The sequence below is a fragment of the Massilia genomosp. 1 genome (genome assembly GCF_011682185.1).
Lineage (GTDB): Bacteria > Pseudomonadota > Gammaproteobacteria > Burkholderiales > Burkholderiaceae_D > Telluria_A > Telluria_A rubra.
The window spans coordinates 1-25,017 of sequence record NZ_WHJF01000099.1; the positions used below are offsets into that span (position 1 = coordinate 1).

Genomic DNA, 25,017 nt, shown 5'->3' on the forward strand with positions numbered 1-25,017 from the left:
CGCCTACCTTCGCATGTCCAAGTTTAAAAACCTTCCGGCCAATCCACTACAACCAGCCGCCGCTCCGTTGCGATCTACCATCTACCGTGCCGGCTGTCCAGTTCCACTCAAAACGGCATAGAGCCGAAAGTTTCGACTTAACAACGCCATTTCATTTTCTCGCCGCTCGCACAGCATGCGGTATATTGGCCAAAAAGGAGCAAGATGGAACGGCGCACATGCCTGAAAGCGGGTATATGTATGATTCTTCATTGCGTTACTGCGTAACGACATGATGGCGGTGGCGGTGGCCGCTGCCAACGACGGTGACATGCCAAACAGGGGCAGCACCCCTCCTGGCCTGCACAGGTGGCGATCTAGTGGTTGGCACCTCCCGGTACGGGAGGTGCGTCCCCGCAAGCCGCCGATCCGCTGCAAAAAGCGCTCTTCCGACATAAAATGCCGGCTTCATCCCCTTTACCCTGTCAGTTCGATCGCCGCTCCGGTATCATTCGGGGATGAATAAGATTTCTTTCCCTGCGTTTGTGATTGGTGTCGCCGGCGGAAGCGGTAGTGGCAAGTCAACGGTGACCCAGCAAGTACTCGCTTCGTTCGGTGCCGACATGGTCTCGGTCGTGATGCAGGACGACTACTACTGCGACCAATCAGATCTCACTCCCGAAGTGCGCCGCAAGCAGAATTACGACCATCCGAGGGCATTCGACTGGCCCCTGCTGGTACAGCACATCCATGCCTTGCGTAATGGCGAGGCGATCGAGATGCCAGAGTACGACTTCACGACCGACAACCGCTCCAACAAGACCATCCCGGTCAAACCTGCCCCGGTCATCGTGATCGAAGGCCTGTTTGCCTTGTACGACGAGGACCTGCGCAAAATGATGTCGCTGAAGATCTTTGTCGACACGGCTCCCGATGTCCGCTTCATCCGCCGCATGCAAAGGGATATTACCGAACGCGGCCGCTCGGTCGAGAGCGTCGTCGGCCAATATCTGGAAACGGTGCGGCCGATGCACAAGCAGTTCATCGAGCCGACCAAGCGCCACGCCGATGTCATTTTGCCGCACGGCGCCAATGGTCCGGCAATCGATGTGATCACGACGAAAGTGGCGAGCGTCATCGGCCAGTTGAAGCGGTCCTGACCTAAGCCCTTGGCATGGCCCGGCATCCGCTGTCGAGCCATGATGTCACGCGCGCCCGCACGCTCCCGTGCGCAGCGATGTGCTGGTCATCGACGCGCTCGCCAGCGCAGGCATCCGCATATACCTGCACGATGACCGCCTGCGGGCAGGGCCGTCGTGCGGCCTACAATGTCCCCGCGCATGACTGGTTCAATGTCACATTTATTGAGCGAGCTCAAGCATGCGCGATTCAGGCGGCTTTTACATTTGCGCAAGGTCTGCCTTACGCCTAGATTGACTGGTGAGAGCGCGCCGCGCTTCTCTGTGAAGTTCAAGCGCATGCCCGAACAGCATGCCCACGCCCAGTCAAGCGCCCAGCCGCCCAGCCAATCCGGGGTGTAATGCCGCTGTCGCTGACCGCTCATGCACTCATAAAGGAAGACACCATGACTATCAAGGACAGAGGCCCGAACCAGACGGACGCAAGCTTTCGCATCGAGGGGCAGGTTCAATTCGAGAAGCAGGATGGCAAGGCGGAAGACCTCGGCGTCAAAGTGCTGGTCGCGGACCGGTTCGGAGAGCCGCTGGGCGATGCCGATGTCGATAGCGAGGGGCGCTTCAGTGTGGCGCTACGCCTGGCCAAGCCGACCGATGTGCAGTTGTTCATCGGTCCGGGCTTGAACGCGGCCGACATCCGCCACACGTCAAGCTTTTCGCAGCGCTATAGCATCAAGGATTGGGTGGCAACGGAAAACGGCGCCGTCATTCGCGCCACACCGGTCGTGCCACAGTCCCTATGGTGGCCTTGGCGGCCGGTGCGCATCTGCGTCACTGGCCACGTGCGCAAGATCGACGACCATGAAGGGCAGGTCGACATCTGCCCGGTTCCGTTCGTGAAGATTGAAATTTTCGATGTGGACCGGGAAGGCTGCTTCTGGCCGCCGATCCGCGACTGGTGGGATGTGCTGGTCGACCGGCCGGTCATCCGCATCCCCGATCTGTTGAAACCGCTCCGCCTCCCTGCCAAGCCATTTCCGGTGCCCGATCCGGCCCCGGACCTGCGCTTCGACTTGGGCACCCCCGGCCGCATGGCCAGCCTCAATCCGCAACCGCTGCCGCCGCGCGCCAGGTCGCTCACGAGTTTGGCTGACATCGACAGACATGCGGTCAACGCGGTGCCGGCCCCGCTTGCATTTGAAGCGGTGCAGCGTGTCGGCGAAGCGCGCTTGCTGGACACGAGCATTGCATCCCGGCTGGACCGGCTCACGCTCACGTCCACCGTCGCGCCCTGGCTGATATTGCCGCGTTGCTTTTACAGCAGGGAGCTGTTGTGCGAGACCTATACCGATTGCGACGGCTATTTCCGCTGCTGTTTCCGCTGGTGGCCCATCCATTTCCGCAACGGCCGGCTCCGTTTCGATTCGCGCCCGGATATCATCGTCCGGCTCACCCAGATCATCAACGGTGTGCAGACCGTGATCTATATGGATCCGTATACCAGCACGCGCTGGAACGTGACCAATACCCACCTCGATCTGTATCTTGACAACGAAGACGTGCGTTGCGGCCAGGGCTGCAAGCCGCCGCCGACCGGCACGCCGGTGTTTTTTACCCGAATCGGCAAAGACGAGGTCTATCAGATCAACCAGGGCAGCGGTCTGTACAGCGACACTGTCCTGAGCAAGATGGCCTACGGCCAAGGATTGGATGTCTTCGGCTTGTTCGGCGATGCGTTGGCCAGTGGCGCACCGGCACGCTATTACCGGTTGTCGTACAAGAAGCAGGGCCAACCCGACAGCGCCTTCAAATTTGTCGACGCGGACTTGAACGATACCCGGGTGGACAAGAGCAGCTACCTGTCGACCGACCATAAACTCGGCCCCTACCCGGTCAACGGCACCAACGCGCTGTACGAAGTACGTAATCGCACCGCCTATTACTGGTACAACCCGGACTGGATCGGCTACTGGAACACGGTGCCGGTCGAAGCCGGGTCGGACACCTACGTCCTGCGCCTGGAAATGTTCGACGAGAACGGTGTTTATCTCGACTCCGCCTCAGGGCAGGTGGATTATCGCGACGGTACGGTGGCGCCACCGGCGACCTTGCCGGCGGTGGCAGACCACTGCGATCTGGTCATCACGGTCGATAACCAACCGGCCGAGCTCGACCTTGACATACCGGCGGTGCTCAACGACTGTGGCGTCATCCCGTGGCAACCCGCACTCGCGCTCAATTTCAATGTGTCCGTCACGCAGCCCAGCAACCGGCTCTATACCTGGGCATTACAGTACACCAAGGGCGTATCCGCGACGGTCTACCCATTATTGCCCAGCCCTGTCTCCAACAGTGGAGCGCTCAGTCCGGCAACTCCTACCGTCAGCGGTGCGCCCTTGCTGGCGGGTCTGAGCTCCACCTGCGCGTTTGCGGTCAAACTGTCTGCCTATGCGCATATCCGTAATGGCTACGGACTTGTGTACTACAGTGAGATCATCATGGCCATCGCCATCGAGAAATGCGTACCTTGTCCGGAGTGCGCACCGATCGCGATCCTGTAAACGGCGACATCGTTGGGATCTTCCGCAGGCGCCGTCCCGTTCGAACAGCGCCTGCGGGCCTGTTACTCAGTTTAAGCGCCGCACGCCAAGGTTCAGGAGCGCGAAAAATCAATCAGCGCCCGCCCGCTGGAACGCTCTACCCGCAAGGCGACCGTACAGCCGGTTTGTATTGCCGGCAGATTGATCGCGTCGATGGCCTGGGCGATGTCGCGCTGCGTTGCCGGCCCCTGCACATCCACCAGGTACACCACGCACAGCGGCCGGTCATTGATCAGGGTGCCGCTCTGGCGCGCACTGACGACCTTGGCGTAGCAAATATCGCCGTGCGCGAGCAGCCTGGCGTCGGCCGCCTTTGCACGAAACAAGCCGCGGATCTCCCAGCCGACGTGCCCGCCAACGAGCGCGATGATTGCCGCTGCGATCGCCATCGCGCTCAAGTCGCTCATGCCTCAGCCCAGGTGAATCTGTTTTGAATCCATTTTCAACAGCTATCATCGATGAAGGGGAAATACTGCATCCCGAAGTCGAACTTCCCATCTGGAAGGGCGGCCGCGCCAAGCAATCAGTCGCCTGCAATCTGCTCCGGCGCTTCCGCAAACATGCCGACGCCGTCCTGTTGTTCATTCGAGACTTCGCCGTACCGTTCACCGACAACGTGGCCGAACGGGCCGTGCGTATGCCCAAGGTAAAACAGAAGGTTTCGGGCTGCTTCCGCACCGTCGAAGGCGCCGACAATTTCTGCGTCATCCGCTCCTGCCTGGACACTCTACGCAGACAGGGTCACAGCATGTTGGAAGTGCTCCGCCGCGCATTTACTGGCGATCCAATCATGCCAGTGGCGTAGCGGCTGAATAGTTAGTGCGCCAGCATAAGCTGGCAGATTGTAGTTGATGAAAGTTCAATACAGGGAAGATATGGCGAATCACTCTGACCCCGAGTCATGCGTAGCACATCGTGAGGTGTGCGGCGAAGCGCTGACAGGGGACACCGACAGGCCAGCCATTGAGCCGCGAAATCAAGGAATCGGGATGCCGACGACGTTGACTAACTCGGAAGGCAACATGGAACATGGCGGTAATCGCAAGTCATGTTCTGATCCCGCGCGGTCGAAGACCCTGCGCATGTCGGGAAGCAATCTGCACAGAAGCTGGGAGATCTCAGCGGTGTCCGGGAAGTTGCCGGACGGGGTGGAAAAGGCCAGTGGCCGCAATGTCGCCATTGACGCTGCTGAGAAGCCGGGCTGGCCAGTTACGGCAATGCGCTGAGAATATGCGCGCAGCGCGCCTGGAACTGGGCCGTCGCCAATCCGAATGTCCTGTTCAAGAACAACGACCCTGCCTGCAACTCGCAGGGATTGGGCGCCGGACAGCAGGAAACCGACGACTACGGCCGTCTCGGCCACAAGATCGCCGCCGCCATCAACCTGTACCAGCTGACCGGCAAGGCGGCCTACAACAGCGTTGTCGATGCGCAGTACCGCAATACCCATCTGTTCGAGTACTGGAACTACGTGTCGCCGTTCGAAGCGGCGCTGCAGCAAGCCCTGATGCACCACGCCAGCTTGCCTGGCGCCACGCCAGCCACCGCCGCCGCCGTGCGCGCGGCCTACGTCAGCGGCATGGACGGCACCGACCACTGGAGCGCGATGAGCGCCCGGACCGACCCCTACCTGGCCCATTTCCGCTCGGTAAAGTCTATCTGTCGAATATGGGCGGGCTCGGCGCCAGCAATCCGGTAGATCAGTTTTATCACACCTGGTTCGTACACGGTTCGGCCAAATGGGACAGCGTCAAGGATTCCACGTACGGCCCGCCACCGGGCTTGCTGGTGGGCGGCCCCAATCCCGGCTATCACTGGGAAAACGCTTGCCCCGCGGTGCATCCGCTGTGCGGCGCACAGTCGCCCACGCCGCCGACCGGCCAGCCGCCGCAGAAGTCGTATGTGGACTTCAACGATTCCTGGCCGCTGAACTCATGGGAAGTGACCGAGAATTCGAACGGCTACCAGAGTGCGTATATCCGGCTGCTGTCGCGTTTCGTTTCTTAACCCGGCCAGCGCGTTCACGTGTTGCGCTGCGGGCCATGTACGCAGGCCATCTCGATCAGGCCGGCCGCGTCGGCGTGCGCGCCGTCGAGCGCGGCCAGCACCGACGCGAGCGGCGCCAGCAGGCCGGTAACGATATGCGCCTGGTTGCGCCCGTTCTTTTTGCCGTGATACAGCGCCCAGTCCGCCAGGCGGATGCCGGGTTCCCAGTCGCCATCCTCCGGTGCGGCGCCGGGAAGGGGCAGCGTGACCACGCCGGCGCTGAGGGTCACCGGCACGCTGCCCGCGCCGGCCTCGATTGGCGTGGCGCCAGTGCCCTCCAGTACCCGCGCGACAATGTCGGCCACGTGCGCCGGGTCGGCCGCCGGGGCGTAAATCAGGAATTCCTCGCCGCCCCAGCGCATCACCATGTCGGAATCGCGCATCGCCGCGCTCAGGCGCCGCGCCACCTCGACCAGTACCGCGTCGCCCACGCCGTGCCCCCAGCGGTCGTTGATTTGCTTGAAGTGGTCGATGTCCATCAGCACAAGGCAGTCGACGCTGCGCGGATCGGCGGCGGGGCGCTCGCGCTTGCCGCGCACCGCCATTTGTTCCAGGAACGAGCGCCGGTTGTACAGGCCGGTAAGGGCGTCGTGCCGCGCGTGATAGCTGAGCTGGGAGCTGAGCTGGTGCAGGCGCACGTTGGCGCCGGCCGAGCGCCGGTACAGCACCAAGACCACAGCGCCGGCGGCGACCATCAGCAGGGCGCCGACCGTGGTCAGCAGTTGCAGCAGGTGGCGGCTGCGCAGCTCGGCGTCCTTGACCTGGTTTTCGCGGCGCAGCAGATCGGTCTGGCGGGTGCGCTGGCCAGCCTCGTATTCTTCCTGCAAGGCGGCAACGGCCCGGTCGCGCGCGGCGCGCTCGCCGCTGCGCTGCGCGGCCTGCTGCTTGCGCACCGTCGCCAGCGCGTCCTTGTACAAGCCGGCCTGTTCCTGCATGCGGCCCTTTTCGTCGAGCATGACAGCGACGTCGGCGATGGCGCCGGCCTGTTCCATGTTGGCGATCACCGCATCGACGTAGGGAAGTCCTTCGGCGACGCGTTGCTGGCCCATCAGCGCGAAGCCGAGCCTGGCTTTGGCCATGAGAACCATGTTCTCGTCCTTGACCCGCTCCGATGCGCTCAAGGCGAGCCGCGCCTCGTGTTCGGCGCGCGGGTAGTCGTGCTGGCGCAGGAAATAGTCGGCGATGTTGGCGCGCACCTCGGCTTCGAGCCCGGTCTGGCCGGCGCGCGTGGCACTGGCGAGGGCGTTGTTGAAAGCGGCGATGCCTTCCTTGTCGCGCTGTTGCTTGAGCAGGGCGATGGCGTCGGTGAACTGGAGCCGCCCCACGCTGCGCGCCGGCAGGCCGGGCTCGCGCAGCGCCTGGCCGATGGTCTCGATCGCCTTGGCCGGATGGTCGATGTTGATGTAGACGCGCGCGATGCGCGTGAGCAGCTGGGCGCGGCTTTCACCGGCCTTCGGATCGTCCTGCTGCAAGGTGAGCGCCTGCAGATAGGACGCCAGCGCTTGGTCGAACTGGCCCTTGGCATTGAAGGCGTCGCCCTCGGACCTGCCCAGGGCAATGCGCAGCATCAGGGGCGGATGTTGCGGCAGGCCGGCCCGGACTTCCGCCAGGGCGTCCTGCGCTTCGTGCGTGCGGTTCTGGTCGAGCAACTGATGCACCGCGCCCAGCCTGGCCAGCGCCGCGAACACGGGATCGTTGTTGTCGATCGCCAGCAGCAGCGCCTGGCGCTCGAGCGCATAGGCGCGCTCGGGCTGGCCGGCGTCTTCGCGCAGCGCCACTTCGGTGCGCAGCAGGTCGCGCCGCAGCGGGTAGGGCGCGTCCTTGCCGGTGCGCGCCTGCAGCGCCTCCAGCCGCGCCAGGGCGTCCAGGGTCGAGCTATGCGACAGGGTGCGGATCGCATCGAGTTCGGCGCCGGCCAGCGCCCCGGCGGGCGCTGCGGCCAGCAAGGGCGCGCCCGGCAGGCAGACGGTGAGCGCAAGGCACAGGAGCAGGCGAGACGGTAGCGGCATAACAACCCGAAAGTCGTGGTGGCAAGTCCAGCGGGACGCGTGTCCGCACTGCTGTCGCGGCCGGCGGACACTGGATGGTCGATTATGGATCAAATTGCCTGGCTTGCCAGAAGTCTTGTTGCATGCGCCCCCATATCGCGATGCTCATTTGCAACAGGCTGTTCAATCAGGTGAGTACCACGCTGACGCGGGCGAAGCGCAGGTTGTCGAAGACCTTGATGCGTCCCTTCAGCGGCCACCAGTCGTACAGGAAAATCTGCACCGGGCGCCACATCGCCACCCAGCCGATGATGGTCAGGCTTTCGCGGGCGATCTTGGCGGTCGGGCCGGGGATCAGGCTGGTGATGGCCTCGGCCAGCAGCAGGCAGGCGGCCACGAAGACCAGGCCGATGACGAGGCTGAGCCGGCCCACGCGCAGCAGTTGGCTCAGTTCGCCGCGTACCAGTCCGATCTTGTAGCCGTAATAGTTGTGGATGGCGTCGCCCACCAGTGCGCCGGCTTCTTCCGCCGCCACCGGCTCGTCGATATGGATGGTCAGGTGCAGGTGGCAATCGTGCGGCAGCGACAGCGCCCAGTTCTCGATGAACGCTTCGCAGGCGCGGTCGAGATCCTTGTTCAGGAAGGGCGTCGGGTCCAGCGAGTTAAACAGCTGGCGCAGCTCGCGCACGCGCAAGTCGAGGGTGTGGGTCGGATGCTGGCTGATGTGCATGGCGCTCGTCTTTCCGCGTGGAGCGTGGTGGCATCGTCGGGCTGGGCTCGGGGAGCGCAAGGACCGTGTCGCTTGCTTCCCATTCTACCGCGCCGGGCGCACCAGCCCTGACACGCGTGGCCCGCAAGGCCGGCAAACTTGCATTGCATGCAAAATTTAGAAATTGACATTGTTGGCAAAATGAATGATGATCCCGGCGCGGTCCGCGCTCACCCTCTCATTCGACCTTGCCATGACGTTGACCAAGTTTTCCCTGTTTCTGAGTCCCTCAGTGGTGGCCGTCATGGCGCTGTGCGGCCAGGCCCGTGCGCAGCCGGTGGCGCCCGCGCCCGTGACAGGCGCGCCGGCCCCGCTGCCGCAGGTCGAGATCGCCGCCACGCGCACCGATGAGCAACGCAGCTCGGACACCTTCCGCCAGACCGTCGGCACGGCCGAGCTGGTGCGCTATGGCGACGGCAGCGTGCTCGACGTGCTGCGGCGCCAGCCCGGACTTGTGGTCAATGGCGTTCCGGGACGCAAAGGCGGCGAAGTGAGCATGCGCGGCCTGGGCAGCGGCTATGTGCGCATCCTGCTTAACGGCGAGCCGGCCCCGCCCAACTTCTCGCTCGAGAACCTCGCTCCCGACGTGGTCGAGCGCATCGAGATCCTCGCCGTTCCCACGGTCGAGATGGGGACGCAGGCGATCGCCGGCACCATCAATATCATCCTCAAGCGCAGCAATGGCAAGAACCAGCGGCAACTGCGCGCCGGCGTCTATCACGACAGCGACCGCACCAAGCCGCAGCTCTCCGGCACCTGGAGCGGACAGGACGACACGCTGGCCTGGCTGGTGACGGCCGCCACGCGCCAGCTGAGCGGCGACGAATCCTACCTGACCCGCACCGAAGGCGCGGGCGCGGAGGGGACCATCCTGCGCGAGATGAGGCAGTTCAACGAGGATCGCGGCTGGAACTGGAGCCTTGCGCCGCGCATCAGCAAAAAATTCGGCGCCGGCGATGCGCTGGCGCTGCAAAGCTATCTGTCGGGCACCACGTACGACAGCGCGGGTGCCGGGCGCACCGGTTTTTTGCGCGGGCCGGAGACGCCGTTCGCCAACGAGAACTACACCAGCGACGGTTCGTCGCTAACGATCCGCAACAACCTGAGCTGGGTGCAGGCGCTTGGCGCGAGCAGCAAGCTGGAGGCGAAAGCGGGCGCGACCTATGCGCGCTCGGAAGGGTCGAGCGGGGTCGATTTTGTCGACCGCGCGCAGCGCTTGCGCAACCGCCAGGATACTGCGCGCGACAATCATCAGCGCAGCGTGACGGCCTCGGCCAAGCTGCGCACGGCCTACAGCGACCAGCACGCCTTTGTGAGCGGCGCCGAGGTGCAGCGCGACCGCGACCATTACCATCGCAGCGACGTGATCGATGCGCGTTCGCGGCTCGACCAGGCCGGCAGCGCTTTTCGCGTCGACAGCCGCCGCTATGCGCTGTACGCCCAGGACGAATGGGACGTCACGGCGCGCGTGGCGCTGTATCTCGGCCTGCGCTGGGAGCGGGTGGAACTGCACAGTGCCAACAACCTCGGGCGGCAGGTGGATTTTGCCAGGGGCATGGCCAGTCCGGTGCTGCAGAGCGTATGGCGCTTGCCCGGCACCAAGTCGGACCAGCTGCGCCTGGGACTGGCGCGCACCTGGCGCGTGCCGTCGAGCGAGAGCCTGATCGCCGGGCGCAGCGTGTCGGTGGTGAACACGGTGACCCGGCCCGATACCAGCGGCAATCCGGACTTGCGGCCCGAGCGCGCGCTGGGGCTCGACCTGGCCTACGAACACTATCTGAGCCAGGATGGCATGCTCGGCGTGGGCCTGTTCGCGCGCCGCATCGACGATGCGACCCTGACCCGCACCGTGCGCGAGGGCGAGCGCTGGGTGGCGCGTCCCTTCAACAGCGGGCGGGCGCTGGCGCGCGGCATCACGCTCGAGACCAGATTCAAGCTGCCGCAGCTGGTCGCCGGCGCCCCGGCGCTGGACGTGCGCGCCTCGCTCGCGCGCACCTGGTCGGCGCTCGACGCGGTGCCGGGACCGGACAACCGGATCGGCAAGCAGGCGCCGCTGTCGGTCAATGTCGGGGCCGACTACAGCTTCAGCGCGGCGCCGGTGTCGGCGGGGGCGACGGTCGGGTATGCGAGGAACGGGACGGTGCGCCTGTCGGGCAATGAAACATCGAGCGAATCGAACAAGCGCGTGCTTGAGGGCTATGTGCTGTGGAAGTGTACGCCCAAGTTGCATCTGCGCCTGAGCGCGTCGAACTTGCTGCATGAAGATGATCGTAAACAGTCACGCTATGCAAGCGAGGCGTTGTGGCAGACCAAGACCGTGACGGCGCCGACCTATACCGTGCTGCGGGCGATCGCTGAACTGAAGTTCTGAGGCGTCGGGGGCGTTTGCGGGCGGGGCGCGCACGACTTCACTGGAGCGACAGGCTTTTCAAGTCGTCCGCTCATGCGTCTTCAAGTGGCAGGTGACGTGGATCAATCGATTGTTGTCATCAAGCCGTCATATTCCGGCGCTAGAGTGGGACCCATAAAAACAACAATCAAGGCGGTCACCATGACCGGTAACACGACAAGGAACACCAAGCCGCGCACCACGCGGACGCGCCCGGCGCCGGATAGTCCCCCTTCCGGCGCGCGTACCCTGAACATCCCGCGCAGCATCGATATCAAAAGGCATCCCCTCGGGATGCTTTTTTTTCGTCCCGACGATCCGTCGCGGACACCCGCCGTCAACCAACCAGGAGCCCGCATGAGCATCCCCGGCAACAAAGAAACGTTCACGTTCCATCTCAGCGGCCGCCAGCAAGTGTGGGCGCTGCGCGTCGCGGCCGGCGCCGGCGCCGTGCTCACGCTGGGCGCGCTGGCGCCGCTCATCTGGGGCGCGCTCAGCGGCGGCCTGGGGCTGCTGGCCCTGATGCTGGTCGGCGCCGTCGGCGTGGGCCTGTTCCAGGCCTTGCCGCTGCTCGGGCAGAAACTGGAAAACCGCTTGCTGGCGGCGCGCAAGGCCGAAGCGCGCGCCAACCCGATCGCGCAGTTGCAGAACTTCCTGCTGCAAAAGCGCGAACGCGTGCTCGCCTTCAAGCAGTCGGTGGTGCGCATCGGGGCGCAGATCAAAAGCATGACCGACATGATCGAGGAGCGCAAACGCCAGAAGCCCGGCTACGACGCCAGCCGCCAGGAAAACGCGGTCAAGGCGATGCGGGACGCGCATGTGCTGCTGGTCGTCAAATACAAGAACGCCGAACTGGCGCTGGTGCAGTTGAGCGAGGTGGTCGAAGACAAGAAGTTCGAATGGCGCTTCGGCCAGGCCGGCCAGGCCGCGCTGCAAAACCTGAATGCCACCAGCGGCCAGGAACTGCTGAACCAGATGCTGGCCGACGAAGCCTTCGACAGCGTGCGCGACAACTTCAACCAGGTGTTCTCGGAGCTCGAAATGGAAGCCGAAAAACTCAGCAACGCACAGGCGCTGTCTTTCGACGACGGCATGGCGATCGACCTGGCGTCGATCCGCATGGGCAGCATGCAAACAACAAGGAGCTGACGATGTTCTGGAAACTCATACGCTGGGGCGGCACCGTGGTGGTGCTCTTGCTGGTCCTGGCCGCCGCCCTGGTCGCAACGCAGCACGAGCAAGACGCCACGCCGGTGCAGCCGGCCGAGGCGCAGCAGCAGACCAACAAGAACTTCAATTTCTAGACGCGCATTCATATAACAACAAGGAAAACACCATGAAAACCAAGATGATCCCTTTGTCCCTGACGCTCGCCCTGGCCTTCTGCGCAACGCCATCCCACGCGGCCCGCCTCGACGGCGCGCCGCCGGCCGCCTGCGATGGCCTGAAAGTGGCCACCGGCCCCGCCGGCAAAGGCTACTCCAAGCTGTACGCCGACCTGGTGCGGGTGTCGAAAAACACCGTGCCGCTGTGCGAAGTGAACACCGAGGGCGGGCTCGATAACCTGACCACGCTGTCGATCAAGAAGGCCGACGTCGGCATCGTGCCGCTGGACGCGCTCAAGAAAATGGCGGAAGGCGACGCCAGCATCGCCGCGCTGCTGGTGGTCGCTTCGCTCAACAGCAACTACCTGCACATCGTCACCTCCGCCAACGGCTTCACCCTGGAGGGGCCGAAGAAGTACGGCGTGCTCAAGGGCGACACGCGCACCGTGCGCATCACCAAGATGTCGGAGCTGCGCGGCGCGCCGGTGGTGCTGGTCGGTTCGGCCCAGTTGATGGTGCGCCAGCTCGACAAGCTACTTGGCTACAACATGCGCTACATCGACGTCGACAGCGACGCCGCCGCGTTCCAGAAAGTGCGCTCCGGCGAAGCCTGGGCGGCCTTTTCGGTGGCCGGCTGGCCGCACGGGCAGATCAGCCGCCTGGCGCAAAACAGCGGCCTGACCCTGGCCAGCTTCGACGTGCCGACCAGCAGCCCGTACAGCGTGCGCCCGTTCAGCTACAAGAACATCGGCGTCTACAACGTGCAGGCGCTGGCGGTGCAAAACGTGCTGGTCACGCGCCCCTTCAGCGGCAGCAAGACCGGCGCCGTGGCCGCCCTGCGCCAACTGCTCGAGCGCGAATTGCTGGAACTGAAGGATGGCGATTTCGAGCCGGGCTGGAACGAGATCAAGTCCTTCGACGGCAACGTCGAGTGGACCCGCTTTGCGGGCGTGGCGGCCAAGCGCAAGTGAGCCAGCCGCGGCGTGCGTTGTCAGCCTGTCGCGACGCCAGCGAGCAGGCGCTGCAGGGCCGCAGCTTCGACCGGCTTGGACAGGTGATGGTCGAATCCGGCGGCGATGGCGGCGTCCACGTCCGACGGCTGGCCCCAGCCGGTCAGGGCGATCAGGAGCGGCTGCCTGGCGAGCGGCATGGTGCGGATCCGGCGCGCCAGTGCGTAACCGTCGATATCGGGCAGGCCGATATCGAGGATGCAGGCATGCACCGCATGCGCTTGCAGGTAGTCGGCGGCCTGTTCGCCGCAATGGGCGACAGCGGTGCGGTAGCCGTTCAGGTCGAGTACGGCCGTGAGCATCTGCGCCGCGTCGCGGTTGTCATCGACCACCAGCAATTGCAGCGCCGCGCCGCTGGCGGGCGCGGCCTCGCCGCGCGTGGCGGCGCCTGCCGCTTGCTGCGACAGCGGCAGGCGCACTGTGAACGTGCTGCCTTTTCCCGCACCGGCGCTGCTGGCGCACACGCTGCCCTGATGCAGTTCCACCAGGCCCCTGACCAGCGCCAGGCCGATTCCCAAACCGCCATCGGCCCGCTTGAGCGCCGGTTGGAGCTGCGAAAACATCCCGAACACGCTTTCCAGCGCCTCGGGCGGGATGCCGATCCCGCTGTCGGAGACCGCGATGACGGCCGCGCCGTCGTCTTCGCGCAACGCCAGGGCGATCCGTCCCCCATGCGGCGTGTACTTGCAGGCGTTGGTCAGCAGGTTGACCAGCATCTGGGCCAGCCGGGTCGGATCGCCCTGCACGAACAAGGGCCGCTCGGGCAGGGCCAGGGTCAGCGCGTGGCCGGCGGCGCCGACCTGGGCCTGGATGTCGGCTACCGCCGCCTGCACGACGTCGCCCAGGCACACCGGTTCGGTGCGCAGGACCAGCTTGCCCTGGCTGATGCGCGCCACTTCCATCAGGTCGTCGACCAGGTGCGACATGTGGCGCAACTGGCGGTCGAACATGTCGACGATGCGCTGGTGCGGCGCGTTGGCGCCCATGGTCATCTTCAGCAGGTCGGCGCCGCTGCGCATGGGCGCGAGCGGGTTTCTCAGTTCGTGCGCCAGGGTGGCCAGGAATTCATCCTTGCGCCGGTCGGCCAGCGACAGTTGTTGGTTCGCTTCGCGCAGTTTCGCTTCGGCCCCGGTCTGGGCCGCCAGCGCCGTTTCGGCCGCCGCGCGTGCGCGCAGCAGTTCGCGCTCGTAGGCCCGGCGGTCGTTGGCGATGAACATTGCCACCTGGTCGATACACCCATCGCCCGCGCGGCGCCGGGCGATATTGAGCAGGGCGGGGACCCGGCTGCGGTCCTTGCGCACCAGGTCGACCTGCACTTCACTGACCGATCCTTGCAACTGCAACAGCGGTGCGCAGTGGGTCTGGTGAAACAGCCGCCCGCCCACGCTGAGCAAGTCTTGCAGGCGCATGCCAGAGGTCATCTCGGCGTCGCTGTAGCCCAGCCACGCCAGCAGCGTGCGGTTGGTGCGCAGGATGGCGCCGCCGGTGTCGGTGATCATCAGGCCGCAGGCCGCGTCCGCGAACGCTTCCTGCTCCAGGATAAAATCGCGTTCGGACATGGCCGTCAGGGCAGGCCGTGCGCGGCCAGGAACGAGCGCATCGCATCGGTGCTGGCGCACGGTGCGCTCATGTGCGGGCAATGGCCGATATTGTCGATCAGGGCCAGCACGCTGGCAGGCAGCGTGCGCTGCATGTACCGGCCGACCGACAGCGGTGCGATCATGTCGTCGGTGCATTGCAGGATCAGCGCCGGCGTCGTCGAACGGGGCAGGTCGGCGCGGTGGTCGGACAGGAAGGTCACGCGCGCGAAATGGGCGGCGATCTCCGGATCGTTGCGGCAGAAGCTGTTGGTCAGTTCCTGGCGCAGTTCGGGCTGCGCCGGCGCACCCATGATGGCCGGCGCCATATTGCTCGACCAGCCGAGATAGTTGTCTTGCAGGGTCTGGAGCAGTTCGTCGATATCTTCGCGCTCGAAGCCGCCGATGTAGTCGCCATCGTTGATGTACGAGGGTGACGGACTGACCATGATCTGGGCGGCGAACAGTGCGGGCGCCTTGACGCTTGCCAGTACGCCCACCATGGCCGCGACCGAATGGCCGACGAACACCACCGGGCCTTGCGCGAAGGCGTCGACGATCTCGATCACATCGTCGGCATAGCCATGCAAGGTGCCGTACTTGTCGCGCTCGTACGCGGCCGCGTCGGACGCGCCGCTGCCGACCGAGTCGAACAGGACCACCCGATAGCGGTCTTCGAAGGCGGGCGCGAGGAAGCGCCACATGGATTGGTCGCAGCCGAAGCCGTGCGCAAACACCAGCGTGGCCGGGCCGTGCCCGCATACCTTGACGTTGTTGCGGTGTTCAATGCGCATGCAGATTCTTTCGTGGGAGGATGGTCAAAACGAATGGCGATTATATCAACAGCAACCGCATCGCGCGATGCCGACGCCCGTTTGGCGAGCGTGTCGAGCGGCGCACCGGGCGTGGCGTTGGCGATCGACAGGCACACCTTGCCGCCGGCGCCGATCGCATCCCTGCCGAACGAGCGCATCTGGGCGGTGAGGGCGGCGGCGCGGTCGATCGCTTTCTGGCAGGTGGCCGCGATCCAGGCCAGGCGCGCCGGATCCTGGGTTTTTTGCAGCAGTTGCACCGCGGCCGACAAGGTTTGCAGCACGTTATTGAAATCATGCGCGATGGCGCCCGTCAGGCGCCCCAGCGCTTCGAGCTTCTGGCCCTGCAGCAAGGCGCGCTGGGCGCGCTCGGCGCTGATGACGGCGTCGCGCACGCGCGCTTCGAGCTCGTTCTTATTGCGCGCGATTTCCGCGCTGGCGTTGCTCAGCGCAAGCCCGACCGCATCCGTTTCCGCCAGCCCGAACGGGGTATGCGTGACCGTTTCACCGCGCGCCATGCGCTGCGCGGCCAGGCGCAGGGCGTCGATCGGCGCCACGGTGCGCTTCGCGTAGCGCCGCACAAGCGCCAGCACGGCGCCCAGCACCAGCACCAGGATGGTGGCGAGGAAGATCGCGGCATGGGCCGCCGGGCGCCGGATCTGTTCAAGCGGCACATTGAGCACGACGGTCCAGCCGGACGTGTCGCTGCGCGAGAAATACCCGGCCGTGCGCACGCCATCGAGCGTGGTGCCGATGTGGACCCCGGCCTTTTCGCCGGCCAGGATGCGGCGCAGGAGGGCGTCGCGAACGATCTTGCCGACGAACTTGTCGGCATGCTCGGTGCGCGCGACGACGGCCCCGCGCCGGTCGATGATCACGCCGACCCAGCCGGCCGGCAACTGCGTGTTCATCAGCAGCGGTGGCAGGTTCTCGACCCCCACGCCCAGGGCCAGGTACTGGCGCACCTGGCCCTGCCGGATCACGGGAACCTGGACCGCGAAATCGTGGCGCTTGCCGATCGGGGCGAAGAACAGGTCGGTGATGACGCTCTCGCGCGGCCCGGCTTGCTGGCGGTAGGCATGCACCGCGGACGGGGTTGCGGGCAGGTCGGCGCCCAAGGGAATGCGGGTGTTCATGGTGCGGATGCCGGCCAGGTCCGACAGTACGATGGTCGAGTTCGGTTTTAGCGGCAGGCTGGCGGCCTGCTGGTAGAACTGCTCCAGGGTCGGCTGGTCCAGTGCGGGCGAGCTTGCCAGGGCGCGCAGGGTGGCTTCGATCGTTTGCAGCTCCTTGTCGATGAGCAAAGACATGACATGGGCAGCCTCCTCGAAGCGTTGCCCCTGTTCCAAGCGCTGTTGATCGTAGACATACCAGACCGTCATGGCCGCGCTCACAAAGGCGGGAATCAGGATCGCCAGGACCAGTTTAAGAAGTCGGTTTCGAATGTTCATCGGTGCCTCTGGCCAGGAAGCTGTCACGTCCCCGCAAGCCGGGCGACACTGGACTTTACCATACAGCGGTGAAACAAATCCGGCGTCGCCGCGTGGTGCGGGCGGCCGATGTTGCATAATTATGGATAGGAAATGCAGGCTATCCATAACAAGGGGAATCGCGTGAACAAGCATCTTCAGCATGGCGGCGCCGTGCTGGCCGTCCTGGCGGCGGCCGGAACCGCGCAGGCGGCCAGCCTGGCATTGAACTGTGGCGACAGCGGCAAGGCCGGCCTGGAAGCGCGGCGCATCAAGGCGATGGCCGCCGGCGTGGTCAAGCGGCAATCGAAGCATGTCTTGCAGGTCGAGGCCGCCGGCAAGACCCTGGCATTCGCCGACAAGCCGCCTTACGACGAGCCGCTGGACGGCGAGCGCTATGCATTTTGCGAGCGCAAGGAGGGCTTCATCCTGCTCGCCCATGCCAATGGCGACGAGTTGACGGGCAAGCTGGTCAACGAGGCAACGGGCAAGGTCGGCCCCGGCGGCGACGCCGTGCTGTTTTCGGCCGACCGGCGCGCCTACCTGGCCACGTCGCAGGACAACGGCAGGGATGGTGCAAGCTGGACGGTCTATGCGCTCGACGGCCGCCAGTCATGGACCGGGGGCGATTATCTCCTGCATCCCACCAAACCGGACTACAAGGCGGCCGAGCTGTCAGAAGCGCGCTGGGAGGCGAACGGCGAACTGAGCGCGCAGGCGCGGTGCATCCAAGGCAACATGGCGCCGTGGCGGGTCAAGCTGGTCAAGTCCGGCGGCGCCTGGAATTGGCACCCCCACCGCAAGTGCCCGGATGCATGATTGCTGCGCAGCCTTGGCGCGCTGCCGTGAAGGCGGAATCAGTAATCCCGTGAGCCTCAGAAGGCAAACGTTGGCATTTTCCTGGCTCGATGCGGATCGGTACGTCATTTATCCCGCCGGGACGTCGGACGATCAAGTTCGCTGATGGGCCGGGCTCATGCCGCAATGGCGCGATCAGCGCACAAGCCGCGGGTCCGGAGCGAGATACGCGGCCGGCTGCGCCGTGGCGGCCCCATCGAGCCGCGTACACAGCGCTTCCAGCGCGGCCATGGACGCGCGCAGGCCGGCCAGGCCCGACTGCGCCTCCAGCAGGCACACCCACGGATCGATCCCGAAGCGCTGGGCCGCGTGCCAGTCGGCCCAGTCGTATTCCAGGGTCAGCCTGAACAGGTCGCCGGGGCTGGCGTCGGCCTGGATCAGCGCTTCCTGGCCGACGACGGTCAAGGCCAGCGCCAGCGCCAGCACGCCGCCCTCGCGCTGGCGCAGCAGGGTACACAGTTCGTCGGTATGAAGCAGCTTCATCGGTTTTGCCCGCGCCGCCGCCACCCGCCGCGCCAGGCCGCCGCCGGCATCGGGCAGGGGCGCCGTGCCGTTGATGTCGTCGATCGAGCGCGCGAGGAAGCTGTCGGGCAGGAACAGGCTGACGATCGGATAGATTGCCTGGATCATGGCGCCGCTGCCTCGGAACGCGGGTTGCCCGACAGCACGCCGGTGAGCGCATCGGCCGCAAGCGGCGGATGCGCGATCCATCCGAGCGCGCCGCCGTCGGCGTTGTGAATGTACAGGCGAGCCGCGCTGACGGTGGCGCCGGTGGTCAGGGGCGAAGCGCCGGCCGGGTCTTGCAGGTCGTCGAGTACCTTGCCGTCTTCGCTGAACGCCATCACGTGCCCGACCGCCTTGGGCGCGGCCCACAAAAAGCGCGGGATGCGCAGCACCACGCGGCGCAGGAAGGGCCTGCGCGCCATCTGGTCCAGATCGTTGCGCTGGCCGCCGAAGCCCAGCCAGAGCGTGCCATCGGGCGCGCGGGTCAGGTTGTCCGGATAGCCGGGCAGGTTGTCGAACACGATCCGCGCCTGTGCGGACTGCTTGCCCACATCGAGTTGATCGGCGTCAATCGCGATCTTCCACACCCGGTAGCGCCCGCTCTCGCTGACGAACAGGCTCGCGCCGTCGGCGCTCAAGGCAATCCCGTTGGCCAGCGAGAAACCGGTTGCCACCTCGCGCAGCGCCTTCGTGGCCGGATCGTATTCCAGCACCCGCCCCGTGGCCGACTGCTCCATGACGTCGAGCATGGCCGCTTCGACGGTGCCGCCGTGGCGCGCCGGGGTGAAGCGCGTGGACGATTCGGTGACGTAGATCTTGCCGCCGGCGCCAATAGCCACCGCGTTGAGAAAACGCGCCTGGGCGTCGCCCAGGGCCGACACCTGGCCGCCTGGGGCGACCGACAGCAAACCCTTGACGCCGTCCGCCACCACCAGGCTGCCATCGGCGGCAAACGCCATGCCGAGCGGGCGCCCGCCGGTGGCGGCGAACACCTCCTGGCCGCTGCCATCGGGGTTCATGCGCAGGATGTTGCCGCTCCTGACGCCCGTGTACAGCTTGCCGTCCGGGCCTGCGAGCACGTGTTCCGGCCCGACTTCACCGTGCAGCTCGATGCGCTGCGCGCCCGCCAGCTTGCTGTTGGCGGCGTGCTCTCCCGTATAGCCGGGCGCGCTGGGCGCGTCCCAGCCGACCGGGTCGATCGGCACCGGCCACAGGCCGAGGTAGGAGGCCAGTATCACCGAGCCGGCCGCCGCCAGCCGCAATATGGGCCGCACCGTCCTAGCGGAACGCGTAGTTTACGCTGCCATAAAAGCGCCGTCCGCGCGGGTCGGTGTAGGTCGGGTCGTAGCCGGAGATGAAGAAGTTGGCCTGGTTCGAGTACGGCGGCGCCTTGTCGAACAGGTTTTGCACGCCGGCGCGCAGTTTCAGGTTCTTGCCAAACTCATAGGCCAGCGACATGTCCCACAGCGAATACGCTTTCACGCGGTTGGCCGCCACCACAGTGCCGTTGTCGACATTGATGGCCGAGTTCTGGTCGTCGTAGCCGGCCGAAAAACTGTTGGACACGGTGGCCGAAAGCGGACCCTGGTCCCAGTCCAGGCTGACCGTGTGGCGCCAGCGCTGCACCACGCTGTCGGTGACGAACTTGCCCAGGTTGCTGATGTACGGGTCGCCCGTGCCGGTCTGGATTTTCGAATCGAGCACGTAGGTGCCGTTCAGGCGCGCGCCAAAGCGGCCCAGGCCGGTATTCGCGCTGCGCAGGTTGACCACCAGGTCCAGCCCGCTGGCGATCTGGGCGCCGCGGTTTTCCTTGTGCAGTTCGATGTACTCGATCACGCCGTCTTCATCGCGGTGGACCAGCTTGCCGTACTTGCCCAGGTTGCCGAGGATGATGTCGTCGCCGATTTCGCTGATCAGATCGGTGCGCTTGATCTTCCAGTAGTCCAGGCTGGCGTTCCAGTGCTTGCTCGGCTCCATCACGATGCCGGCCGACACCTGGCGGCTGCTTTCCGGTTTCAGCTTGACGTTGCTGTAGCGGCGCGTATCCCAGTTGGTGGCGCAATCGGCATAGTTGTTATCGACGGTGGCGCAGTAGACCGGGTCGGGCAGGGTGGCGGTGCTGCTGTAGACGGTTGGGCGGTACAGGTCGGACATCGACGGCGCGCGGAAGCCCTTGCCGGCCGAGGCGCGCACGGTGAGTGCCTTGTTCGGGGTGTACGCCATGCCGATTTTCGGGCTCAGGGCGCCGCCGACTTTTTGGTAACGGTCGTAGCGCGCCGAGAACTGCCCCTGCCACTGCTTGGTGAAGGGCGCCAGCACTTCGCCGAACACCGCGACCACCTTGCGCTGGTCGCTGGTGGCCTTGCCGCCTTCGGGCGCGGAATCGTTGTTGATGTTGTCGCTCATGAGCAAGGCCGACGGATTGAAATCGGTGCGCTCGCGGCGCGCTTCGGCGCCCACCGCCACGCCCAGGTCGCCGCCAGCCAGGGTCATCAAGGAACGCGAGGCCTTGAAGTCGAGCGAATCCATGGTGCCGCGCGCGCGCCGCACCACGTCGTTGACCTGGATGCTGTCGAGCAGGGCCACGCCTTCGGCGCCGGACGGGCCGAAGGGATTGATCCTGCCGTCGGCCACGCCGGCGAGCAGCTTGTCGAGCAGCACGTAACCGTGGGTATCCCTGTCCTTGACGGTGTTCACGCTGTGGTTGTAGCCCACGTCGTAATCCCAGCCGGCCGCGATGCCGGTCACGCCGGCCACGTAGCGCTGGCTTTCGCTGGTCAGTTCGCTGGTGCGCATGCCGGCTTCGTTGAGCCGCATGCGCAGCTGGAGTTGGCCGGGGGTGTCGTCGTCGAGCTGGTCCAGGCCGCTGTTGGCCAGGGCCGGAATCTTGCGGTAATCGATGTAGGCGGTCACGCGCGCCGACGAGCCGACGTAGTTGGTGCGCGAGCGGCTCAGGGCCATTTCGGCGTAGGCCTGGGTGTCGGCGCCGAGCTTGAACACGCCGCGGCTGAGCAGGTTCTGCTTGTTCGACTTGGGGTACAGCTCGGTGTCGCCCATGTAGTTGTAGGTGCAGGCGTCCACGCCGCCGGTGCCGCTAGGGAGGTACAGATTGGCTGGCGGCGCGCAGGCCGGGATCGCCAGGTTGATCTGGCGGTTGCTAATCGTCCGGCCGTTGAGCAGGAAGCCGGTTTCCTGCAGATGGTCGCGCTGGGTCGAGGAGAGGCGGATGTTGGCCGGGCTGGTATAGCTCGACAGCAAATGGCCGAGGCGCTGCGGGATGTGCAGTTCATTGATGAAGCTGCGCTGCGAAGTGTTCAGGCGCTCGGTGCCTTGCACGTCGAGCACGGCGAACACATTGTAGCCATCCTTTTCCAGTTCGCCCGTGCCCAGGCTGAGGGTGGCGGCGCGCTTGCCGGCGCCGCCTTCCCTGGTGCCGAGCGCGTAGGCGTTGATCTCGACGCCACGGAAGTCCTTGCGCGTGATGAAGTTGATGACGCCGCCGACCGCGTCGGTGCCGTACAGGGCCGAGGCGCCGTCGAGCAGCACTTCGACGCGCGCGATGGCCGCCGCCGGAATATTGTTCAGGTCCACGCCGGAATCGTCGCCAGGGGAGGCGAAGTTGGCCATGCGCCGGCCGTTGAGCAGCACCAGGGTCGACGAGGTGCCGATGCCGCGCAGGTTGGCGCTGTTGAAGCCGCGCTGGTCGCCGCCGACGTTGATGCTGGCGCCGTCGGTCAGGCCGCCCACGTTCGACGAGATGCGCGCCATCAGTTCGGCGGCGGTGGTCACGCCGGTCTTCTCGATTTCTTCGCGCGTGACGATCTGCACCGGCAGCGGGGTATCGGTGACGATGCGCTTGATGGCCGAACCGGTGATCTCCACCTTCGGCATCGGCGCCTCGCTCGCCTGGGCCGAGGCGGCGCCGTGGGCCAGCAGGCCGGCGCAGGCGCTCGCGTGCAGCGCCCCGCGGACGGCGCGCGTCAGGCGCGAAACAGGGAAAAATTGAGGATTCTGGCGGTCTTGCTGGCGCATGCTGGAGGCTCCGTGGGAATGAGGGAAGTGCGGTGACGCCAATGGCGTTGTTGGAAGCCATGTCGGCCATATCCGACACCGTCTCTGCTGCCGACGGCAGGAAGTGGTTCTTCCAGAGCAGGAAAAGAGGGTTGGTCGATCAAGGTGATGGCTGTCTGACGCGCAATGAGTATTTAACAAGCTTTCCACTGTACGCAGTTCGTGGCGAAAGCTCAATAGTTTCATGTGCCAGCTACGGGCTGGCCGGCGCGCGGCGCGCGCTGCGATGGCGCGCCCTGGCCGGCCCGCGCGTCGCACAGCGCCCGCAACAGCGGGTGCATGCGCTGCGCATGTGGCGGCCGGGCGGCGCGCGACAGGCACGGGTTAGCTCATCGATACTGTTGCGTTTTCGCCCGCTATGCATGCGCTCCCGGCATGTCGAGTGTGTGGAAAAGCTATCTGATTGGCAGGATTGCAACTATAATTAATGTCCACTTAAAGTAGTAAAGAAAGTAACTCATGTTAATGACGAATATCGAAACCATTCCGGGTAAAACCATCATGACCTGCCACGGCGTGGTCTCGGGCAGCACCGTGCGCGCCAAGCACGTCGGGCGCGACATCATGGCCGGCCTGAAAAACATCGTTGGCGGCGAGCTCAAGGGTTACACGGAGCTGCTCAACGAATCGCGCGACAGCGCCATCGAACGCATGCAGGCCCAGGCCAGGCAGATGGGCGCGAATGCGATCGTCAACGTGCGCTTTTCGACCTCGTCCGTGGCCGCCGGCGCCGCCGAAATCTATGTGTACGGCACCGCCGTCACCGTGGGCTGAGACGATGGGTGAGTTAGTCGCCATCGGATTCTGGCTGGTGTTGGTCGTGGTCGGCTATTTCTTCGGCCGCGCCGCCGAGGCCAAGCACTACGCATCGATCCACAGCCGCGAAAAGACCTGGCTGCATCTGCCATCGACCTCGCTCAAGACCTTGCTCGATCCGGCCCGTCCGGTCGAACGCAGCGAGCTGGTGTATGGCAACGTGGTGGTCTCGATCGATTACTTCAAGCAGGCCGTGCTGGGATTGCGCTCGTTCATCGGCGGCGCCGTCACCTCGCACGAAACGCTGATCGACCGCGCCCGCCGCGAAGCCGTGCTGCGCCTGAAGGAGAGTTGCCCCAACGCGCACGAGATCGTCAACCTGCGCCTGGAAGCGATGTCGATTTCCGGCAAGCGGCCCGGCAGCGTGACGTCGGTGGAAGTGCTGGCCTACGGCACCGCCATCTACTTCGCCAAGTAAGAACGCCATGAAATACCAGCCCTCCTTGCCCGAACATAACGACAACATTTCTGACCAGCATCCGCTGAAGGATTTTTTCGTGATCGGGCTGTGGCTGGTGGCGGGTACGGCCCTGCTGTTCTGGATGCTGGCGCTGGCCGTCGATACGGTGGTCGAGCGGCTCGACCACGACAGCGAGGCGCGCCTGTACGCGCTGCTGCCGGCCAAGGCGATCGAGACCGCGCCCGCCGAGCGCCCCCGGCAAGTGCAGGTGCAGGCGCTGGTCGACAGCCTGCGCGCCTGCGCCGGACTGCGCTTGCCGTCGAATGTCACCCTGTACAAGTCGGACACCCCCAACGCCGCAGTTCTGCCGGGCGGCAATATCGTCGTGTTCACCGGCTTGCTCGACGAGGTGAAGTCCGAAAACGGCCTGGCCTTCGTGCTGGCGCACGAGTTGTCGCACATCACCCAGCGCGACCATTTGCGCGCGCTGGGGCGCGGCATCGTGCTGTTCGGCGTCTCGGCGCTGCTGACCGGCAGCGATTCGGGCCTGAGCGACCTGCTGGCGCCGGTCGGCCAACTGGGCGACGCCACGTATTCGCGCACGCGCGAGGCGGCGGCCGATGCGGCTGCCTTGCGCATCCTGCATTGCCGCTACGGCCATGCGGGCGGGGCGACCGAGCTGTTTGCGGCCCTGAAAGAGGGCGATGCCGACCCGAGCGGCCTGTCGCACTACGTGGCCTCGCATCCGGCCATGCAGCAGCGCATCGATGCGCTCGACGCCGCCATCCGCGCCGGCGGCATGACAGTGGGGCCGGTCACGCCGCTGGCGCCGGCGCCCTGACACCTGCCCGAAAAGCACGCAGGTGCATTTTTATTTTTAGAAGCAATGACTTAGCGTGCCAGCGGCTGGCTTGTTAACAAACTTATCCACAGATTCTGTTTGCAACTTCAGGCCGAATGGCAACTGTCCACCGTGCCCGAAAATCGGGCAGTGCCATTTTCCCCTTTAAAAGCAATGACTTGACGACCTCGCGAGCGGCTTGTTAACACACTTATCCACAGATTTTGTTTACAACTGTGGACATCAGGCCGATGCAGGGGGGCGCCGCACGCAAAACATCTTTACAAATCGGCCCGATTGGCTAGCCTGAATGTTGCATAAACCGCCGCCGCAGCGTCACTTTTCCGATGCCGGAGTTTTTCAACTTAAATCGGAATGTCGCGGGCGATAGCGTCCCTACCCAATTGAACGGGACATTCAATGAAGC

Annotated in this window: 25 protein-coding genes; 16 read left to right on the plus strand and 9 right to left on the minus strand. The window is 65.1% G+C overall.

What is annotated here, in order from left to right:
• The 3 genes from F1735_RS35810 to F1735_RS26600 form a co-directional block, all read left to right on the plus strand.
• Positions 1 to 275, plus strand: a 275-nt coding sequence (locus tag F1735_RS35810) for a hypothetical protein (RefSeq protein ID WP_222853086.1), incomplete at its 5' end; no start/stop codon positions are given.
• Between the two features lie 222 nt (positions 276 to 497).
• On the plus strand, positions 498 to 1,139 hold the full coding sequence (gene udk, locus F1735_RS26595; protein ID WP_167228808.1) for a uridine kinase: 642 nt from the start codon (positions 498 to 500) through the stop codon (positions 1,137 to 1,139).
• A gap of 425 nt (positions 1,140 to 1,564) precedes the next feature.
• Positions 1,565 to 3,676, plus strand: a complete 2,112-nt coding sequence (locus F1735_RS26600; RefSeq protein ID WP_167239739.1) for a hypothetical protein — start codon at positions 1,565 to 1,567, stop codon at positions 3,674 to 3,676.
• Between the two features lie 92 nt (positions 3,677 to 3,768).
• Here the strand turns inward: F1735_RS26600 and F1735_RS26605 are convergent, their stop codons facing one another.
• Complete coding sequence (locus F1735_RS26605) at positions 3,769 to 4,122, minus strand: hypothetical protein (protein WP_167239740.1); 354 nt, start codon at positions 4,120 to 4,122, stop codon at positions 3,769 to 3,771.
• Positions 4,123 to 4,145: 23 nt separating this feature from the next.
• Here F1735_RS26605 and F1735_RS26610 point away from each other — a divergent pair, with 23 nt between their 5' ends.
• From F1735_RS26610 to F1735_RS26625, 4 genes are all read left to right on the plus strand, one after another.
• The gene (locus F1735_RS26610; RefSeq protein ID WP_229505981.1) at positions 4,146 to 4,520 is read left to right on the plus strand and encodes an IS66 family transposase; all 375 of its coding nucleotides are present in this window, start codon (positions 4,146 to 4,148) and stop codon (positions 4,518 to 4,520) included.
• A gap of 184 nt (positions 4,521 to 4,704) precedes the next feature.
• A complete protein-coding gene (locus F1735_RS26615; RefSeq protein ID WP_167239741.1) occupies positions 4,705 to 4,941 on the plus strand; it encodes a hypothetical protein in 237 nt (78 codons plus the stop codon).
• An 89-nt stretch (positions 4,942 to 5,030) separates the two neighbouring features.
• Positions 5,031 to 5,414: a hypothetical protein gene (locus tag F1735_RS26620; RefSeq protein ID WP_167239742.1), complete on the plus strand. Its 384-nt coding sequence runs from the start codon at positions 5,031 to 5,033 to the stop codon at positions 5,412 to 5,414.
• Entirely contained in the window at positions 5,384 to 5,722 is a 339-nt protein-coding gene (locus tag F1735_RS26625; protein WP_167239743.1) for a glycoside hydrolase family 9 protein, read from the plus strand. The genes F1735_RS26620 and F1735_RS26625 overlap by 31 nt, the downstream gene beginning before the upstream one ends.
• Positions 5,723 to 5,736: 14 nt before the next feature.
• On the opposite strand, the gene F1735_RS26630 is transcribed toward F1735_RS26625, so the two are convergent.
• Positions 5,737 to 7,770, minus strand: coding sequence for a tetratricopeptide repeat-containing diguanylate cyclase (locus F1735_RS26630; RefSeq protein ID WP_167239744.1), 2,034 nt, complete (start codon positions 7,768 to 7,770; stop codon positions 5,737 to 5,739).
• 166 nt (positions 7,771 to 7,936) lie between these two features.
• Positions 7,937 to 8,479 (minus strand): hypothetical protein, encoded by a 543-nt coding sequence (locus tag F1735_RS26635; RefSeq protein ID WP_167239745.1) that lies wholly within the window; start codon positions 8,477 to 8,479, stop codon positions 7,937 to 7,939.
• Between the two features lie 232 nt (positions 8,480 to 8,711).
• On the opposite strand from F1735_RS26635, the gene F1735_RS26640 reads away from it, so the two are divergent.
• On the plus strand, positions 8,712 to 10,889 hold the full coding sequence (locus tag F1735_RS26640) for a TonB-dependent receptor plug domain-containing protein (protein WP_167239746.1): 2,178 nt from the start codon (positions 8,712 to 8,714) through the stop codon (positions 10,887 to 10,889).
• A 101-nt stretch (positions 10,890 to 10,990) separates the two neighbouring features.
• Here the strand turns inward: F1735_RS26640 and F1735_RS26645 are convergent, their stop codons facing one another.
• Positions 10,991 to 11,185 (minus strand): hypothetical protein, encoded by a 195-nt coding sequence (locus tag F1735_RS26645; RefSeq protein WP_167239747.1) that lies wholly within the window; start codon positions 11,183 to 11,185, stop codon positions 10,991 to 10,993.
• A 79-nt stretch (positions 11,186 to 11,264) separates the two neighbouring features.
• Between F1735_RS26645 and F1735_RS26650 the strand changes: the two genes are divergently transcribed.
• The 3 genes from F1735_RS26650 to F1735_RS26660 are packed head-to-tail and all read left to right on the plus strand — an operon-like array spanning position 11,265 to position 13,203.
• On the plus strand, positions 11,265 to 12,056 hold the full coding sequence (locus F1735_RS26650; protein ID WP_167239748.1) for a hypothetical protein: 792 nt from the start codon (positions 11,265 to 11,267) through the stop codon (positions 12,054 to 12,056).
• Positions 12,057 to 12,058: 2 nt separating this feature from the next.
• A complete protein-coding gene (locus tag F1735_RS26655) occupies positions 12,059 to 12,211 on the plus strand; it encodes a hypothetical protein (RefSeq protein WP_167239749.1) in 153 nt (50 codons plus the stop codon).
• Positions 12,212 to 12,243: 32 nt separating this feature from the next.
• Positions 12,244 to 13,203 carry a hypothetical protein gene (locus tag F1735_RS26660; protein ID WP_167239750.1) on the plus strand — a complete coding sequence of 320 codons (960 nt, stop codon included), beginning with the start codon at positions 12,244 to 12,246 and terminating at the stop codon, positions 13,201 to 13,203.
• 20 nt (positions 13,204 to 13,223) lie between these two features.
• Here F1735_RS26660 and F1735_RS26665 read toward each other — a convergent pair whose 3' ends face one another.
• Positions 13,224 to 14,801 (minus strand): hybrid sensor histidine kinase/response regulator, encoded by a 1,578-nt coding sequence (locus tag F1735_RS26665; RefSeq protein WP_167239751.1) that lies wholly within the window; start codon positions 14,799 to 14,801, stop codon positions 13,224 to 13,226.
• A gap of 5 nt (positions 14,802 to 14,806) precedes the next feature.
• Entirely contained in the window at positions 14,807 to 15,613 is an 807-nt protein-coding gene (locus F1735_RS26670) for an alpha/beta fold hydrolase (RefSeq protein ID WP_167239752.1), read from the minus strand.
• Between the two features lie 1,631 nt (positions 15,614 to 17,244).
• Between F1735_RS26670 and F1735_RS26675 the strand changes: the two genes are divergently transcribed.
• Complete coding sequence (locus F1735_RS26675; protein ID WP_167239753.1) at positions 17,245 to 17,919, plus strand: hypothetical protein; 675 nt, start codon at positions 17,245 to 17,247, stop codon at positions 17,917 to 17,919.
• Positions 17,920 to 18,093: 174 nt separating this feature from the next.
• On the opposite strand, the gene F1735_RS26680 is transcribed toward F1735_RS26675, so the two are convergent.
• From F1735_RS26680 to F1735_RS26690, 3 genes are read right to left on the minus strand one after another with little or no spacing between them, the layout of a single operon-like run.
• Positions 18,094 to 18,588, minus strand: coding sequence for a contact-dependent growth inhibition system immunity protein (locus F1735_RS26680; RefSeq protein ID WP_167239754.1), 495 nt, complete (start codon positions 18,586 to 18,588; stop codon positions 18,094 to 18,096).
• Positions 18,585 to 19,736 (minus strand): SMP-30/gluconolactonase/LRE family protein, encoded by a 1,152-nt coding sequence (locus F1735_RS26685; protein ID WP_373888585.1) that lies wholly within the window; start codon positions 19,734 to 19,736, stop codon positions 18,585 to 18,587. The genes F1735_RS26680 and F1735_RS26685 overlap by 4 nt, the downstream gene beginning before the upstream one ends.
• Before the next feature lie 4 nt (positions 19,737 to 19,740).
• Positions 19,741 to 22,494: a TonB-dependent receptor gene (locus tag F1735_RS26690; RefSeq protein WP_167239755.1), complete on the minus strand. Its 2,754-nt coding sequence runs from the start codon at positions 22,492 to 22,494 to the stop codon at positions 19,741 to 19,743.
• A gap of 41 nt (positions 22,495 to 22,535) precedes the next feature.
• Here F1735_RS26690 and F1735_RS26695 point away from each other — a divergent pair, with 41 nt between their 5' ends.
• The 4 genes from F1735_RS26695 to F1735_RS26710 are packed head-to-tail and all read left to right on the plus strand — an operon-like array spanning position 22,536 to position 24,590.
• Positions 22,536 to 22,961, plus strand: a complete 426-nt coding sequence (locus F1735_RS26695) for a hypothetical protein (RefSeq protein ID WP_167239756.1) — start codon at positions 22,536 to 22,538, stop codon at positions 22,959 to 22,961.
• Positions 22,962 to 22,992: 31 nt separating this feature from the next.
• Complete coding sequence (locus F1735_RS26700) at positions 22,993 to 23,307, plus strand: YbjQ family protein (RefSeq protein WP_166888335.1); 315 nt, start codon at positions 22,993 to 22,995, stop codon at positions 23,305 to 23,307.
• Between the two features lie 4 nt (positions 23,308 to 23,311).
• Entirely contained in the window at positions 23,312 to 23,767 is a 456-nt protein-coding gene (locus F1735_RS26705) for a YbjQ family protein (RefSeq protein WP_167228901.1), read from the plus strand.
• A 7-nt stretch (positions 23,768 to 23,774) separates the two neighbouring features.
• Positions 23,775 to 24,590, plus strand: coding sequence for a M48 family metallopeptidase (locus F1735_RS26710; RefSeq protein WP_167239757.1), 816 nt, complete (start codon positions 23,775 to 23,777; stop codon positions 24,588 to 24,590).
• Positions 24,591 to 25,017 lie beyond the last annotated feature (427 nt).